General features: G+C 29.8%; 12 protein-coding genes. All 12 read right to left on the reverse strand.

Annotation, left to right across the window (positions count from 1 at the left end; all coding sequences use genetic code 11):
* Positions 1-37: 37 nt before the first annotated feature.
* Positions 38-847 carry a M20/M25/M40 family metallo-hydrolase gene (locus GMA17_RS06495; protein WP_248400307.1) on the reverse strand — a complete coding sequence of 270 codons (810 nt, stop codon included), beginning with the start codon at positions 845-847 and terminating at the stop codon, positions 38-40.
* A complete protein-coding gene (locus GMA17_RS06500) occupies positions 837-1922 on the reverse strand; it encodes a phytanoyl-CoA dioxygenase family protein (RefSeq protein WP_248400308.1) in 1086 nt (361 codons plus the stop codon). The genes GMA17_RS06495 and GMA17_RS06500 overlap by 11 nt, the downstream gene beginning before the upstream one ends.
* The gene (locus tag GMA17_RS06505; RefSeq protein ID WP_248400310.1) at positions 1919-3514 is read right to left on the reverse strand and encodes a polysaccharide deacetylase family protein; all 1596 of its coding nucleotides are present in this window, start codon (positions 3512-3514) and stop codon (positions 1919-1921) included. The genes GMA17_RS06500 and GMA17_RS06505 overlap by 4 nt, the downstream gene beginning before the upstream one ends.
* Positions 3507-4004, reverse strand: coding sequence for a TIGR00725 family protein (locus GMA17_RS06510; protein WP_248400311.1), 498 nt, complete (start codon positions 4002-4004; stop codon positions 3507-3509). Before GMA17_RS06510 ends, GMA17_RS06505 begins: the two co-directional genes overlap by 8 nt.
* Positions 3986-5251 (reverse strand): hypothetical protein, encoded by a 1266-nt coding sequence (locus GMA17_RS06515; RefSeq protein WP_248400312.1) that lies wholly within the window; start codon positions 5249-5251, stop codon positions 3986-3988. The genes GMA17_RS06510 and GMA17_RS06515 overlap by 19 nt, the downstream gene beginning before the upstream one ends.
* Positions 5244-9338 carry an AAA domain-containing protein gene (locus GMA17_RS06520; RefSeq protein WP_248400314.1) on the reverse strand — a complete coding sequence of 1365 codons (4095 nt, stop codon included), beginning with the start codon at positions 9336-9338 and terminating at the stop codon, positions 5244-5246. Before GMA17_RS06520 ends, GMA17_RS06515 begins: the two co-directional genes overlap by 8 nt.
* A gap of 4 nt (positions 9339-9342) precedes the next feature.
* On the reverse strand, positions 9343-10821 hold the full coding sequence (locus GMA17_RS06525) for a hypothetical protein (protein WP_248400316.1): 1479 nt from the start codon (positions 10819-10821) through the stop codon (positions 9343-9345).
* Positions 10822-10826: 5 nt separating this feature from the next.
* A complete protein-coding gene (locus GMA17_RS06530) occupies positions 10827-12866 on the reverse strand; it encodes a hypothetical protein (RefSeq protein WP_248400317.1) in 2040 nt (679 codons plus the stop codon).
* 53 nt (positions 12867-12919) lie between these two features.
* Entirely contained in the window at positions 12920-13489 is a 570-nt protein-coding gene (locus GMA17_RS06535) for a hypothetical protein (protein ID WP_248400318.1), read from the reverse strand.
* A 132-nt stretch (positions 13490-13621) separates the two neighbouring features.
* Positions 13622-14302 (reverse strand): hypothetical protein, encoded by a 681-nt coding sequence (locus tag GMA17_RS06540; protein WP_248400319.1) that lies wholly within the window; start codon positions 14300-14302, stop codon positions 13622-13624.
* A gap of 10 nt (positions 14303-14312) precedes the next feature.
* The gene (locus GMA17_RS06545; protein ID WP_248400320.1) at positions 14313-16067 is read right to left on the reverse strand and encodes a restriction endonuclease subunit S; all 1755 of its coding nucleotides are present in this window, start codon (positions 16065-16067) and stop codon (positions 14313-14315) included.
* 63 nt (positions 16068-16130) lie between these two features.
* Positions 16131-17561 carry an N-6 DNA methylase gene (locus GMA17_RS06550; RefSeq protein WP_248400321.1) on the reverse strand — a complete coding sequence of 477 codons (1431 nt, stop codon included), beginning with the start codon at positions 17559-17561 and terminating at the stop codon, positions 16131-16133.
* Positions 17562-17572 lie beyond the last annotated feature (11 nt).

Raw genomic sequence — 17572 nt, forward strand, 5'->3', positions numbered from 1 at the left:
GTATTGTAATAGTATTCAAACTTAATACCCTATAGGATTATTTGGCATAAAACTTTAATAACTCCTTAAATTGATCAAATGATTTTTCAATTAAAGGCAAAGATAAACTTTCGTTTGGCTCATGAATTTTAGAATATTCATCATTAGGACCAATAGCTAAATAAGGCTGATCTTTTAAAACATGAGTTAAAAAAGGACAAGCATCAAATTTGGTTAAACTTCTATTTTCGGTATATGATGTAAATTGGTATTCCCCCAAAAGAGAAGTAACCATTTCCTTTGCTTTCTCTAATTTAACATCTTCATTAAGTGTTAAAAAGCGTTGACGCGCACCTGTTAGATCAAAATATCCTGTTTCTTCTATCCAAACATCAACTTTTGGTATTTTTAGTAAAGGAAACTCTTGGTGGGCAAATGGTGAACCTATTTCCTCTTGACCTTGGAACAACCAATGTATTTCCGGCATATCAGTTTCACTTAATTGTTCAACTGCATACATTCTTAAAAGCCAAATCCCTAAATTATCTGCAACACCTCTTCCAAATATACGATCATCTGTAATAGTTAATTTGGTTGAAAGAGAATTCCATTTTTCTTCATTAGTTGGCTCTACATCATAATGACCATAAACTCCAATTTTCGGTGCGTTTTTAAAACTTTTTTTAACAGCATAAATAATTGGTTCATTGCTTTTTTCACCTACTGTTTCAACCTCGAAACCGAGCACATTTAATTTTTTTATTATAAAATCTAAATTTCTTTTAAGGCCTTTAAAGTTATTTGTTATTGCATCGTTAGATACTAAATAACTTAATTCCTCAATATAGTTATCTTTATTAAATTTCATTTTTAAATATATTATTAAATTTTATATAAGATTTATTATAAACATTTCTTCCTCTATGGTTTTGATATGCTATACCATTAATAGCCATTGAAAGTAATATTTCGTTTAATTCATTTTTTACTGCTTTATCCAATTCAAACTTATTAATTAGAAGATTAATAGATTTAAATCTATTCTGTTCAATATACATATATGTCCAAATATCATTCTTTAGATTAAGATGTTTCTGTAGAAAATTTCTAGCTATTCTCGAAGCGTTATACATTGTAATTTTCTCCATATCTTCAGTTGAAGAGTTGTCTTTATACTCATGTATTTGTTCTACGGCAACTTTATTCCCAATAACAGGAAACCAATCATCATTTAAAATTTCATTTTCATTCACAGTTATATTATCGTTAACAGGATGCCAACTCGCATGTTTAGGTGCGTACCTAGAATTTGATGGTATCCATAATGAAATGTAGGCATTTCTTTCTCTGACCGAAATATTTTCTGACGTCCTATGCCAAGTAAGAGCATCTAGAACAACAAGGTCTCCCTTGTTCACAGTAAGGAATTTTACATCGCTAGATGAAAAGAGTTTATTATCATTTATAAAGTCCATAGGTTTCTCTTCTCCCAAAATATGAGACTTGGGAATAATTTCTAAAACGCCTGCTTTTTCATCTAAATCACTAAAAGACAACCATAGCGATAAACCATTTGGATTGTCTGTTGGCCAATATGTATAATCTTGATGCCAAGGAACTAAACCATTGTTTTTAAGTGGTTTATTAATAATATGGTCGTGAAGCAACCTACAACTTTTATTTTTAAAAAAAACTGGTGCTACTTTAGCTATTTCATCTCGTAATATTAAATTTTTGAATTCATCATTATACTTCCAGACATCCCGTATTTGGGAGATTTCTTTTTGATAATCAGAATAATTAATTAAAGATTGTTTAGCTAATTTTTTCCTTAGCTTATTGTAATTCAAGCTTAATTTATCAACTTTCTGTGTTGGCAGAAAATCACGAATAATTAAATATCCGTTCTCTTCGTAAAATTTAATATCACTAGTAGCTATCATAACAATTCTTGTTTAGTAAAACATTGAACGATACTCTCTTTAAATTCTGGTAAATATTGATTAACAAGTTCTTTTAAATGTGCCTTGTCTTTCATTTCAATTTTTTCAATCAAGTCGTTTTTTTGTAAAATGAAAGTCTTATTTCTTATGCCAATTATTTTTTTGTTGGGATAAATAGCAAATCTTACACCCTTCCAAAATGGGCCAAATTCTTTTAGTGTGTAATGTTGTTCTAATGTTTTATATACCTGATTATAGGTTTTAGGAATCAAGGAAAAAGTAACATCTGTTAACCATTTACCCTTAATTAAAAAATCTATTCTAAGTTCTTTGGTTTTGTTTATGGTTCTGTATGTGCGAAAAGGGTGTTTTCTTAAAATATTTTCAGTAGTAAGTATTGGTTCAAAATAAGGCTGTCCATCTCCTAGATCAATAATATAAAATCCATCCTCAAAATTTAAAAGAATTGCTATATGATCATTTTCATTCATCATTGTTCCATGTATTAACGAAACATTAAACCCTATTTTATAAAGTACTGCACCTACAAAAATGTTCATAGTAGCACAAGTGCCTCCATTCAACGAAAGCATATCTTCTTTAATGTTTTTTCCTGTAGGAATGTGACCAAAACCTCTTTCTACCATTTTATAGTTTTGAAATGGAATATTACTCAAAACCTTAAGAATGAAATCATTTAGAAAACTTAAACTCAATTCTTTTTTTAAAACATCTATTTTTTCTAAAAAAATATTCAATTCTAATACTGATAGGCTTATTCCAAAAAGTTCCTTTATGTTAAACTCATTTTCCGTTATAAATTTACGCTCTAACTCCAGGTTTTCATTATCAGAAATTCTTTTAGATTTTATAGCGCAGCTAAATCTAATTTTAACATCCTCTAAAGCTTGTACTACCTCCAAGTTATACTGTCCATCTGTATAAGCATATGATTTTATATCTATCCCTATTTGAAGTAAAGCTTTTTTAGTTCTTTGAATGTCTTCTATTATTTTATTTTTAGTTAATCTAGTATAGATATCGTGATAATATGAGTGACCTCCTATTTCATGACCTAAAACTTGAAGTTCTTGTAATTGGTTTGTAGTCATATAGGAAACCTTTGTTTTGGGTTCCCTATAAAAAAGGGTTTTGACAAATGCTCTTTGCTTATTCATTGGAAGGTTTAAAAACTCTTTTTTATGTTTCCCAACAATCCATTCCTCTTTACTTTCACTGCTTATATTTTCATTAACATATTGATAGTAAAAATCTAAAGGTGCAATGGTTTGCTCTAAACAATAGCCGATAACAGGATAAAATGTAGCTTTAACATCATATTTTTCTAAAATAGGTTTTGCATATAAGTAATTGTCAACATATCCATCGTCAAAAGTTAATGCAACTTGTTTTAAATCAGTTTTTTTTTCAAGATTACAAATAGTTTTAAATACATAATCTTCTTTCAAATACTTAACTATTATATTTTCTAATCGTTCTTGAGAAATAAGAGTTCCCCTTAAAAAATAAGCATCATTATCAATAATTTCAGCCTTTGGTAATACTCTATGAAACATCAGGATTTTAGTCATCAAATAATAATTTACAAAGTTCATCCAATGAATTAAATCCTATAAGTAAATTTTCTTTCCGATTGTCTAAATTTTGATTAGCGAGCTTCTTACTCCATCCTTCTGCTCCAGTATAACAAAATACTTTTTTACCAAATTGCCAGGCATAACTAATCTCATTTAAAGTTCCTGCTCCACCTCCTAAAGCAATTAAAACATTTGAAGACAAAACCAGAACAGAATTACGAGCGAACCCAATTCCTGTTGGTATAGTTATATCTAAATATTTATTTGCTTTTTGACCGTCTTCAAATGGCAAAATACCGACAACTTTACACTTTGTATCCTTAACAGACTTTACGCCTTTTGAAACCGCTTCCATTGTACCCTGCATTCCTCCGTTTATAACGGTGAATTCCTTTTGCCCTAAATAAACCCCTAAGGCATAAGCAAATTCATATAACTCTTTAGAGCACTGGCTTTCGTTTGAACCTATGATGCCAATTTGCATAATTTTAATATTAATTGGTTTTTATTTAATCTAAAATCTTCAAATGCATTTATAAAATGTTCTTTATCAAAAGAATTAATTTGAATATCCAACTCTTTCAGTCTATCAATCTCATTTCTAAATATGCTTTCATCTACATTATCACATAGAAGTTTTACGATTTTTTTTATATGGTTTTGATGAAATTTTAATCGATTATTAAATTCATTCTCCCCTTTATATAAATACTGAATAAGTAAAGCGCCAATCATATCCGAAAAGTATTTTTTAGCAGAAATTTCAATAGTGGTGTTTGTAAACCTCCTATTATGAACAAGACTAAAATAATTTACATCTACAATATTAAATCCTAATTCTATGAGCAATTGAGAATGTATCATATCACTTCTTCTGGCAGGAATACTATCACTTTCACAAAAACCTAAATGAGGTATTTTAAAAATATCTATATTAAAAACAATAAAGTTTCCTCCTCTCAATAATTTTGATCTTTGAGCTTTAGGTTCATTGATACCCTCCTCACTACATGTAACTTTGGTGATTGGTTTACCCATTAGAATGCTCCTTATTATTTCAATTTTATCTTTTGTTTCTGAAAGAAATAGTGAATAAGATTTTTCATCATTAGGTTGATTATAATAATCATGATATTCCAAAGAATCAACTGGTTCTTTTCTTATATATTCTCGATTTAGATAATCTTCTAATTGCGTTTTACTGTAAAGTAAAGAAGGTATGGGAGGCACATAAGATGTCGGTGCTATGATAGCATCAATGCTCCTGTTATTATCATAAAACTGAACGATTTCGGAAAAATAATTTAATAAATAGCTCACTATATGTTTACTGTTAATATAATTACTTCTTCCAAAAAGTATGTCATCATCTACTTGCCAAATGATAGAGTTTTTTAAAACCTTATAATTATCAATAATAAACACCTGCTGTTGTATGCGTGCTCTTTGAATACTATCTACTTTTAAACTGCAATTTGCCGTATAAAAAAAATCAGCATATTTATTTTCTAATTCTGAAATACTAGATGCGTTAACAACCGAAATATTTAAATTATATCTTTTTGCATGATTTAATATATTTTGTTCATGTGTTTTGTCAAAAACAGTAATAGCTAAAGAAAAATCTTTATCCTTTTTTAAAGTTTTTATTTTCTGAATACTGCATAAAATATTCAGCGTGTTTTCAAGATTACTTGTTGAAAACATTATATTTATTTCTGTTTTATTCATTAATTTCTATCGCTAAAACCTCAACATAATTCTCCAAATTACCAACTTGAACAGCATCTCCAACACATTTACCTAATAAGGAATTTCCTAATGGTGATTTATAATCAATTTTTTGAAAATCATTATTTATATTAAACTGTTTAATGCGTTCGTCAACTAACTGAACTTTAAAATTTTTCCCAATATTTATATATTTAATTTCAACAATACTTTTAAGAACAACGCTATCTTGAAATAATTCCTGTTGCATAGGAGGAATAATCTTTTCTTTAATTTCCTCTTCAAGAGGTAATTCGTCAAGTGCAACAAATTCTTTTATGTCTGCTTGATATTCTTCCTTTAATTCAACTAAGGACGCTTCCTTTGTAACTATAATATCAGTAAAGGCTTCTTTTAAGGAATTCTTTTCAGAAGCACTTGCACTTACTATAGACTTACAAGTTTCTTCAATAAAATCAGTTAATCTTTTAGCTTCTTTTTGTGGACTTCGCCACCAATTAGTACTCCATATTCTATGGAACACAAAACCATTACTTTCTAATATTTTCTGTCTATAGACATCATTTAAATAAGCTTCTGTAGAACCATGATAAGCCGCGCCATCACATTCAATGGCTATTTTTGGTATTCGTTTAACTTCTGCATCAAATACCATGTCAATTCTAAAGCCTGCGTATTTTACCTGTGGCTTTATTTTTTTTTGTCCAAAATGCTTAACTAAAACTTGATATACTTCTTCCTCAAAAGGGGATTCTAATTCTCCCAGGGCATCTCCAAGTTTTAAATCTTCTTTAACATTGGAAGACAAGTCGTCAAGAATAGCATTTCGTAACCTATCATTCCCATCACTAACGGCTTTTGCATAGGCTAGATAGGCAAAAAATACGCCTCTTCTATTGTTGGTTCCTTCTGTAACCAAATACTGGTTATAATCCAAAAACACCTCTTGAGGTATGGATGAGCATACATAAACCTTATATTTAGCTCTGGTAATTATAACGTTTAATAATTTATAGCCTTTTACATGATTTAATGGGCCAAAACGTTGTGCAAATTTCCCATCTTTATTGACCCCATATGTCGTAGATAAGATAATAACATCTCTCTCATCTCCTTGAATATTCTCTAAGTTTTTAACGAAAAACCCTTTTTCGTGAAGATGAATCATTTTATCATTAAAATCCTGATACTTTGCAAATTTATTACGCTCATAAATCTTACTTAAAATCAAGTTTCGTTGCGCTATATTAAAAGTGGCAATTCCTACGGAAGGATACTCACCATTAGGATACGGATTTATATTATTCTCAATAATGGACAACACCATTTCAGCTTCTAATTCATTTGTGTGGTCTGAAAACGTGCCATTAACCTGAATATAATTTATCGGATTATATTCAAACTGATTTGGCAGGGGTTTTAAGCGTCTATTATAAAAGGCATGATTTGAAAAGTCTATTAAATAGGGATGTCTTGAACGATAATGAAAATCTAAAAAGCTTTTTTGAAAATCCAGTTCTGTACCAAATTCTAGTAAGGATTCACAACCCAGTAAAAAGTTATCTCGTTCTCTTACTGCCTCAACTTCTTCCTCTAGATCGTCTTCATCCTCAATACTACCCTCAAATATTTTACTAAAGTAATTGGAAGGTGGCATCTGATGCTCATCACCAGCTATTACCACTTGCTTTCCTTTCAATAAAGCAGGCAAATTATCTTCTAATCGCAATTGACTTGCTTCATCAAACAAAACAATATCAAAAAATTTTCTACGATTATTAAATAAGGTAGAACAAGCATCAGGTGTTGTTAATATAATAGGAAAACAGGATGTAAATAAATTAATATCATAATTCACAATTTGCCTTAAAGAATGGCGCTTATATTTAGTACTACTGCGCTTGTTATACAAGTTGCGAACTTTAATAAGAAAACTTTTATTAAATCTAGTAGCATCTTTTAAAAACCTATCTTTCCAATACGTTTTTATAAATTTTATTTGTTCTCGCTTTAAGCCTTGTACAGCCTTTGTGTATTCTATATGCTCATTATCATTTGTAGGCAAATCATTGGAGGAATATTTATAAAGTAATTTATTTAAATAAACCTGTAAAAATGTTTTCTCCCAATTCTCTTTCCCTTTCAAACGCTCTATAATTTTCAGATTCATAGCATCTAATGTGCTTAAAAAATAGAACCAGTGGTATTCATTGGAAAATAATTCATTTTCATTTGTTATAAACGCATCAAAGCTTTCAATTGATTTTTCTAAAGTTTCAATATCTTCAATTACCGATGTATTGAGCTCTATGTTATCTATCCATTGATCTGTAATAATTCTATCAACAAGTTTATTGAGATTTTTTTGAATGATAACTTGATCTTTAATTAAACTGCTTTTTTTCTTATCAAAAATGGCGACTATTTTAAACCAAACTTTGCTTGTTTTATCAAAATCTAGAATATCAATGTTTTTATCATATTTAGATTGAAATTCTTCAATTGTATGTTTCAGTTCTGTTAACTGCTTTTTATAGGATTTAAAGTCGTTAGCGACATTATTCTCAATTTCATACGGATTATCACTTTTGTACTTCTCAGGGTTTAGAAAGGACTTCTCTGAAAATTTCGAATAGATGTTATAAAATACTTCCGCCTTTTTTATAGTTTCAATATACAGGTATAACTCTTCATAATTAAATTGAAACGAAATAGCATCTAGATCTAAATCTACAACCTCTGCTCCTGGTTCATTATTTTTTAAAAATTTACCTACTACTTGAGTCCAAACATCATTACCAATAATCTTTTCGTTTATTTTTTTATGTTTAGCATTAATGGAATCTATTAATCCTTGAGCTTTTGTGATAATAGAATCTAATGTTAACCTATCATTGGTGCCAGAATAAACTTTAGAATCTTCTAGTTTTTGTCTAGCCAAATTAACCGCTTTACGCCTGTCTTTAACAGCATCGTTAATCATTACAACCATATCTTGCAAACCAAGCTCTACCAATGCATTTTCCAAAACCTCGAGAGCTGTGATTTTTTCACATACCACAATAACCTTCTTTTTGTTTTCAAGTGCATTAACAAGTATAGCAGTCAAAGACTGACTTTTACCTGTTCCTGGCGGACCTTGTATCAATAAATTTCGTTTAGTTGCTAAGGCATTTAATATGCCTTGTTGAGAAGGGTCTGTTTCTACAGAAGAAATAGATTGAAATGCATGATTTTTTAAATCATCTAAATCAAGAAATTCTTCATCTTCCTGCAATAATTGATCATAATCATTAATGATACTCTGTTTTTGAACTTCAAAAATGGAGAAAATACCGCCATATTCAATCTTTGCATTATTAACGGTTAAAGGCAAACTCTCATAGTGAGCTTTGTCTTTAATGCGCTTTATCTTGGTGAGATTAGCTTTTAAACTCATCTTTAAATTAGAGTCTGGACTGGTATTTGTTTTTTCAATAACGTCTTGGCAAATGCCTACCAATTCATCCAAATCAATTAAGCCATCATCCATCATTTCAGACGAAATCTGATTTAACTTTACATCTGCATCACTTTGTAAATGGTTTATTAGTATTTCATTAAAGTAAATTGGATCATCATCATTACGCTGAATAACCCAAGTATTAAAATCACCTGTTCGTTTAATTCGTAAAGACCAAATGAGCAATGGAGCCACGGTAAGTTTATTATCTGAAACATCACGACGCACTAATAGTGGATAACCAAAACCAAAGGTGTTGATGCCCTTTTCAGATTCTACGGCATCTGTTTGGTTGATTAAGTTTTCGAAAGATTTTTTAATCCGAACCAAGTTGATTTGGTCTTCTTCAAACAAACCGTTGAAATCCGACACATTGTTTTTCCAAGAGACTTTAAACTTCAAAGGGTTCTCACTTAATAAAGCTGAAATAAATTCGTTAGGCAGGTTTTTATTAATATAACTTAATCTGCTAACATCAAATTTATAGCGAGACCGACCAGGTAAGGCATTTAAATGCACACCTCTCCTATTACCTACTTTTAGACGGTTTTGTAATTCTGATAAAAGGTTGTCGGTTAGTTTCATATTTTCAATTAACTTGATACAGTTGACCTTGCTCAATAACAAACTCTTGTGGTTTTTCAATTTGGAAAATTAAATCACTAATAAGATTTTGACCCTTCTCAAAATTGCCATTAACTTCACTCTTAACAACTTCTAATGTCAATAAATCTTGTATAGTTTGTCCTCTAATTATTTCTTTTTTACGTTTTCGATTTAACCACCAATCCTGCATTCTTGGATTATTCTGATTCAAGACACTACTAATTTCCTTACTATTTTGATTTAGAACCTTTATATACAGATCAGAAACTTCACGAAGTTCCTTTTTTAAATCTTCATTTATTTCATTATCAAACAAATTTGAATACATAAATGATAACATTTTTCCGAAAAGAAAAAGTTCCTGTAGTTCTATAAATGATTTTACATTATTTTCAAAATCATAACTATTTGTTTCACTTTTATAATTTTTAGTCAAATGAATGGAGTTGGCATAAAACTGAATTAATTCATAAACTTCAATGTTTTTGGCAATAAGATTTGTTAGAATTGCATTTTTGTAATTAAGATTTGTGTTCACATTATCATATTCATGAAAAGATTTTTTAAAGAAATAGATTATAGAATCTATTCTGGATCTTTTATCTACAAATACCAACTTAATAAGATTATCCAAACCAATTTCTATATACTTTAGTTTTTTGTGAATTTTATTTAGGTAATGTTGCCTTACTATCATAGAACCAATGGTATATATAGCCAAAGGTGCAGCTAGTAGTGCATTTGGAATATAAGAGCCATGAGCTATAATTCTGCCTTTTTGCATGATTGCTGTTCCTTGTCCTGAACCAATCTGCATAACCTTTCCAATCGCTCCTTCCGGAAAGACAAAACAATAAGAATTTGCTAATAGTCCTACTGAAGTCAATTCTGGTATTGAACCGACTAGATTACTCAATATAGACTTCCCATTTTTCACTTCTAATTTATTATGGCCATACGTAGGCTCTAATATTTTATGAAATGAGAATAACTCAACACTATTATCCAGAGGATCAACGAGCTTAAAATCTATTGGAACAGGTTTAGGGTTTAGAATCTCGAGGACTTGAGTTACTTCCTGTTTAATACTATTTAACTCAAACTTGGTCTTTTCTTTAATTTCCTCTAACTCTTTTAAATGTTGGTTTTCTAATTTACTTGAAATAGATTTTTCTGTATTTAATAATTTTTTATCTATTTCTGAATTAAAACTGTCATTAATATCACTTAGTTTCTTTTCAATCTCTTTAATTATTTTATAATAGTTTTTATTAAATGAAATTTCTAAACTACCCTCAATGCTTTGTAAAGCTGTTTCATTCTTGTCTGAAACAGCTTTAACACTTTTAATCTCATCAAGCGAGTCCTTTAATAATTTTATTGATTCACCTAATGAGGATTTTAATTCATTTAAATCGTTTTGTTGATCATTTATACCTAATATGTTTTTTAGCCATTTCATCTCCATTAATTATTTGATTCATTATTTAAAGACTTTACACTATTTCTAAAATCTTCATCATGTAGAATTTTATCAATTAATTCTCTTTGTTCTTTGTCTTTCGTTAAACTTTCAATTTTTAACACTTTATTTTCTTTGGGCTTAACACTTGCCAAAATATTAAGCTCATCCTTATATGCCATAAAAGGCTCATATAATTTATGATAAGCTTTGCCAACTGCACCTTGGAACATTGAAAGTTTTGGTTTTACTGTTTCATCTTTGCTATTTGTTAGAATATGAGTAGTTGCTATTCCTGGATATGGATCTATATAAAAAATTCTTTTAATCCCTAATTGAAATGCTTTTTTTGAACACAATTCACACGGACTAGCTGTTGTAAACAGATTTCCATTCTTAATACCTTGCCCACCGTATTTCGTTATTTGAAGCATTGCATTTTCTTCTGCATGCAATGATCTAGTATGAACTTGGTTTTTTTCTCCTTCAAAGGCATTATGAAAAGTCTTGAAACAAAATGAACAATGTCTTCCTTCTAACTTTGCACTATCAATCTTTACAAATTCCTTTGTAAACTTCTCCTTAAATGATTCACCGTCTTTATATTCTCCTTCATCACCTTTTTCAAAATCACTAAAATGTTCTGGGTTTTCTCCTTTAATTAAATCATTTGCACTTCTTAAATTACATGGAATTTGAAATCTTGGAATGTCATTCCAACCTATTGCTTTAATTGAATAACTTTCATCAGTTACAACTGCACCCACCTGTCTCGATATACAACCAGAATTTACTTTAGCGCTAAATGCAACTTGCATAGTCCTTTCATAGGCAGTTGGTGTTATAATACCAGGCTGATGAATTAGTGCAATTAATTTAGCTAGCTGAGGCAATAAATTTAACTCGTGATAATTAGCTAATTCTTTTTTTAGCTTTATCTCATCTTTTGTATCTATTTTAATCTTTTGATTAAACTCTAATTTATCATTTACAACTTTTGCTACTTGTGAATAAAATATATGATAATCACTTTTTTGAATACAATTTTCTATATCTGGTGATGAGAATTCACCGCTGTTAACTTGACTTCCTTTATATTCTGAATCATCAAGTTGAATTAAGTTTGTAACATGAGATGTTATTTGTTCTTGAGAATAAACATCTTTAAAACATTCCGTGATTTTGCCTTTTAAATAAAGTGCTCTTTCATAATCTGATTTATTAGTCGCAATTGTATAAAACGCAGAGAACTTTTCTTTAAAGTACATTAACTCTAAAGAGTTTTTTAAAGAATCAATAACAATTTTAGTATGTTCATTTTTCTCTTTCCAGTTTTTAATTAACCTATTAATTGTCTCAGCTATTGTATAAATATTATCTAAATCTGCTTTTTCATCTTTTGAGTAAACAGTGCCAAATGCTCTTAAATTATTAGCTAAATCATGAGTTAATCTAGTACGTTTTGTTAAATCTAGTTTATTTAAAATCGCATAAAACCTACTTGAAAAATCTTCAAAGAATTCAAAATAATAATCATAAAAATAAGAACATTCCTTTTTTGATTTCAAACATTCTTTAAGGGATGAACAAGTCAAATTTTCGTCTGGGTAAGTAAACCAATTTTCATCTTCATCATTAAAAAACTGTCTGATATTAACTTCAAATCCATCAATAACATCAAATCTATTTTCATATTCGTCGCCAGTTGATAGTCCATTCTGATTAATAATTTCAATTATATTATCAATTGCACTAATTTTATCTTGAGAAGCATTAATAGCCTCATAAATTAAATGAAAGAAAAGAACGTCTTTATAGTTCAATACTTTAAACTTAAACCAATTATTATCATTTAATAAATAATTAGAACACACATTAAGTTTTAATTGATCTGTATCAGTAGACTTTACTTGAATTAAATTTTTAAGCGATTTGTTAAAATTCTCATCCGCTAATTTGTTTGCAATTTCGGAACAACCAGCTCCATTCTTGCCAGTAACACCAATTATTGTAAATTTTTTTCTTAAAGAATAAAGTTGATCCATAATTTATTTTTTTGAGATTTTAAAAAATCAGAATTAATCATTTTGATGTTTATCTAAATTATTTTTGTTCTGTTAGTTAGAGTATGACCTGTGCCAAAATACGCATCAGATTCACTATCAGGTATATTTATTTCTGTAATTATTATGTGTTTTGCTTCAATTTTCTTTCTATCAAATGAATGATTAGGTTTTTTAAGCTTGTTTTTAAATTTTTTAATTGCATCCTTTAAATCTTCAAATAACTGTTCCAAAACTATTATCACTTTACTTTCCTTATTAGTTGACAGATGGTCTTCTTTATTTGCATTATGGACAGAATGAGATGTCAAGAATAATGTCTCTAGTGGTCTTAACTGATGCACTAAACCTCCCCTTAATTCTTTATACAACAAATTCTTATGCATATTATATTTTGAGTTTTTAAAATGATCAAGTCCATTCTTGAAGCGATTGGTTGAATTTGACTCATCAAATGTTTTTTCATCAGAAAAACTACCTAAAAACTCTATGGCTAAACAGCACATTACAAAACCTGTAAAATCCTGTTTAACATCAATTAAATCCTGAATTGTATTCATAATATTATCAAGATGTTCAAAAGTGTTTAGTTCTTTTTGTTTCATAATTATTTAAAAAGTTTCTTCAAAAACCTCCCGCAAACAACTCTGCATTAACATCTCACAATGTTCTTGACTTTTGTTGTACTTCTTGCTTTAAAGTATCATATAAATCCATTAATGTATTTCCTTTTTACACTAATCTTTTTTTAATTCTTTGTGCAAATTATTTAAGAAATCTTCAATTTGTTTTAATGAATATTTCAAAAACTCTTGTTCTTCAATTTTCACCTCGTAATGTATAGATTTAATGTTTTCCGTTTCTTTTAGAGTAAATCCTTTAACTTTTTTTAAGGCTTTTAAGCAATTTATTTTTTTATCAATTTTTGGTTGACTACTTTTAACCTTACCATTATAGTGTACAAGTACATTTCTTAATTCTAAAAAATTCATTAAAAAAGTGTGTTGAGCAAAAGTTGTTATATTCACTTTTGCTTTAAATACCATTTTAGCCTTCTCTAAAAAAGTGCCTCTATGATTAGTTTCAACTTCTTCTTTATGATAATTTATTATTCTTGTCATTTCAGTTTCAAAAAAGATGAATAATTGAATTATAACAGAATACCTATATCGTTGTTGAAAAACATCATGTTCATAATGTTCATCAATTGCAGAATCAAATAAATGATCATAATAACTTTGATGATACTCTTCTCTTTCTCTAATTGGATCATCTTCAGGTATTGCATGTAATTCTTTAAACTTTTCTTCAATTTCTGAAAAAGTAGATTCAAAATTATTTTCGATAAAATCAATATACTTATCAAATGAATACGTTCCTAAATGTAACCAACTGCTTAAAAAAGGAATTCTTTTCATTGTAATACAATTATATTTTTTCTTCTACTTTCTCTCCTTCAAAAACCTCCCGCAAACAACTCTGCATCAACATCTCACTATGTTCTTGGCTTTGTTGTACTTCTTGCTCTAAAGCATCACATAAACCCATCAACCCATTTACTTTTTCTACGATGGCTTTTTGTTCTTCTAGTGGTGGAAACGGAAAACAAATACCTTTTATATTTGCTTGTGAAATGTTTACCTGACTAGAGGCCATACCAATCATTTTATTAAGTAATAGTTTCCTTATTGATGCACTATTTAAAGTCAAAACAATAAAGTCAGGGAACAATGATTCTTCAATATATTTTAATCGTATTGTCTTATCGGATAAAATTAAATTAAATTGAAGTCGGTCAACTTTACATGCTATACCTGTTCTGTTTATTGGACCTGCTCTTGTTATTAAAATATCCCCAACTTGTACTATTTGTTTTGGGTTGATTTCATAATTTGTGGGCAATACCTTATTTGCGTTTTCAATAAACTTATTTTGTTGTACAGCAGTAGTTGTGAGAACTCCCCATTCCTCATTTATAACCGGTCTTTTCTCACAATTGGGACTTTTACCAGAATCTGAATATAATAATGTATGACCTAACCTACACCAAACCCAACCCTCAGGTAAATCATAAGGAATTTCTTCTTTTGTGATTTTAGGTAAGGCTTTTTCCTTTTTTATTTTTTTGTCTTTGATTAATTGTGCTTTCTCTTCTTGGATGCGTTTTAGAAGATTACTAGCATGGTGAGATCCTTCGCTTTGCTCTGGATGACAAGAACGCCAATCTGCTGTTAGTTTTCCTTGCACAGCCAATTGTAAAACCGTTTCTCTTAACTTTTTAATGTTAGTGGTTTCATTAAAGAAACTTTTAAAATGGTCTTGTAAAAAAGTCCATTCTTGGTTAGCTTTATTTGTGGTGAGTTGATTTAAAGCAGATGTTACAAAATCTTCTTTTAAACCAATACGTTCCACCGTTAATTGCTCTAATTGCTCTACTTCTTTAAAAAGGGTTTTTACTACTTTTACGATTACTTTTTGTTCTTCTAGTGGCGGAATAGGAATTGGTGCATTCAATAAATTTTTATCATTTATTGCAGGATAGGCAACTCCTTTACTAAAAGTATCAACGTAGTCAACAAAATAAAAAGACCGTAATAAATGGTATAAATAAAATGGTGAGCAACCTAAAATTGGATTTAATATTGAAAATGCTGTACTTGCAATGGCTTCGTTCTCAAAATCCCTATCTACACAAGCAATATTTAAAAGATATGGCCTAACGGTTGAGTATATTACACACCCTTTTTGTACAATTTTTCTAGCTCTTGAAGGCGCTTCATCAGGATTTAAAATATTTAAATCACTCTTAATAATTCCCAATTGATTATCTATAGAAGCAACATCAATATATTCAAAATTTCTATCGGGTGTTTTTTGCCCAAAATTGTGTGTATAAATTCCAAGCCTTGTAAACATCCAACTTTCAGGTACTCTATAAGGAATTTCTTCTTCAATTAATTTAGGTAGTACTTTTTCTTTTTTTATCTTTTTATCCTTAACAAGCTGCTCCTTCTCTTTTTGTATTCTTTTTAATAATTCCGAAGCAGGTTCAACATCAGGATTTTCCGCTCTCCAATTCGCTGTCAGTTTTCCTTGTATTGCCAATTGCAAAATCAAGCCTTTTAATTCTTGGGCATTTTTAGGTCTAACCGTAAGTTCTTTAAAATGTTGTAGTAGTTTCATATATAATTATGAGATTGCTTCTATTGATGAGATTGCCACGTCGTGCCTCCTCGCAATGACAGTCTATTTTAAAGCTTCTGTTAATACGTTAATAATTTCATCTTGTATGGTAGAAATTTTTTGTTCGGTGGTTCTAAATTTTTCTAATAAGACTTCTGGGCTTGCTAAAGTATCTATCTCTTGGTGTGGGTTTTTAATATCTAAATTATAACCTCTTTTTTTAATGTCTTCTATAGAGACTTTCCAAGCTTGTGTGTTTTCTTCGCGATTGTTCCACCATGCTTTTTCAATATCGAATTCCTTGATATTGATAGGATTTCCTTTATTGTAACTTTTTACACCCTCTGGATATGGATGTTCGTAATACCAAATTTCTTTAGTGGGTGTTCCTTTTTCAAAAAATAGTAAATTAGTTTTAATACTAGTGTAAGGGTTAAACACACCATTTGGCAAACGCACAATAGTATGTAGGTTACATTTGTCTAATAATTCTTCTTTTAGGCGTGTTTTCATACCTTCGCCAAACAACGTTCCATCTGGTAATACAATAGCACAACGTCCTTTGTCTTTTAAAAGCTTAATGATTAAGGCTAGGAATAAATCGGCAGTTTCTTTGGTTCTAAACTTTTTAGGAAAATTGGTTTCGGTACCATCTTCTTCTACGCCTCCAAAAGGTGGATTAGATAGGATGATATCCAATTTATCTTTTGCGCCCCAATCGGCATAGGGCTTGCCTAGTAAATTATCTCTACGCACTACAGGTAAATCGAAACCGTGTAGCATTAAATTAGTGGTACACAGTAAATGTGGCAATGGTTTTTTTTCTACACCACGAATGGAGGTTTGTAAAATATCTCTATCTTTTGGTGTTTTTACTTGACTGCGTACGCCATCAATAGTACAAGTTAAAAACCCACCTGTTCCACAAGCAGGATCTAGTACGGTTTCCCCTAACTGTGGTTTAATCATATCTACCATAAACTGTGTTACGGCTCTTGGTGTGTAATACTCACCTGAAGAACCTGCAGATTGTAGGTCTTTTAAAATGGTTTCGTATATATCATTAAACACATGACGTTCAGAAGTGCTATTAAAATCGATCTCGTTAATTACGTTTATGACTTGACGGAAGAGTGTTCCGTTTTTCATAAAGTTATAGGTATCATCAAATACCGAACGTATAATTTTTGCTTGAGGACTTATAGTAATATCCAACTCTTTTAATGCTGGAAATAACTCCGTTTCTATAAACTCCATTAAAGCATCACCTGTTAAGCCTTCATCATCTGCTGCCCAGTTTTGCCATTTTAAGTGTTCAGGGATTGGGCTTTCGTAATTGTCTATGGTGATTTCCCATTCTTCTTCTTTGTCGGCAAATATTTTCATAAAAAGCATCCAGACCATTTGCGAAATTCGTTGCGCATCGCCATCTACTCCTGTGTCTTTACGCATGATATCGCGTATGCCTTTTATGTTGGTTGTTATGTTACTCATTTTTGTTTTTT

It is taken from the genome of Bizionia sp. M204 (assembly GCF_023205095.1).
Classification (GTDB): Bacteria; Bacteroidota; Bacteroidia; order Flavobacteriales; family Flavobacteriaceae; genus Algorimicrobium; species Algorimicrobium hallyeonense.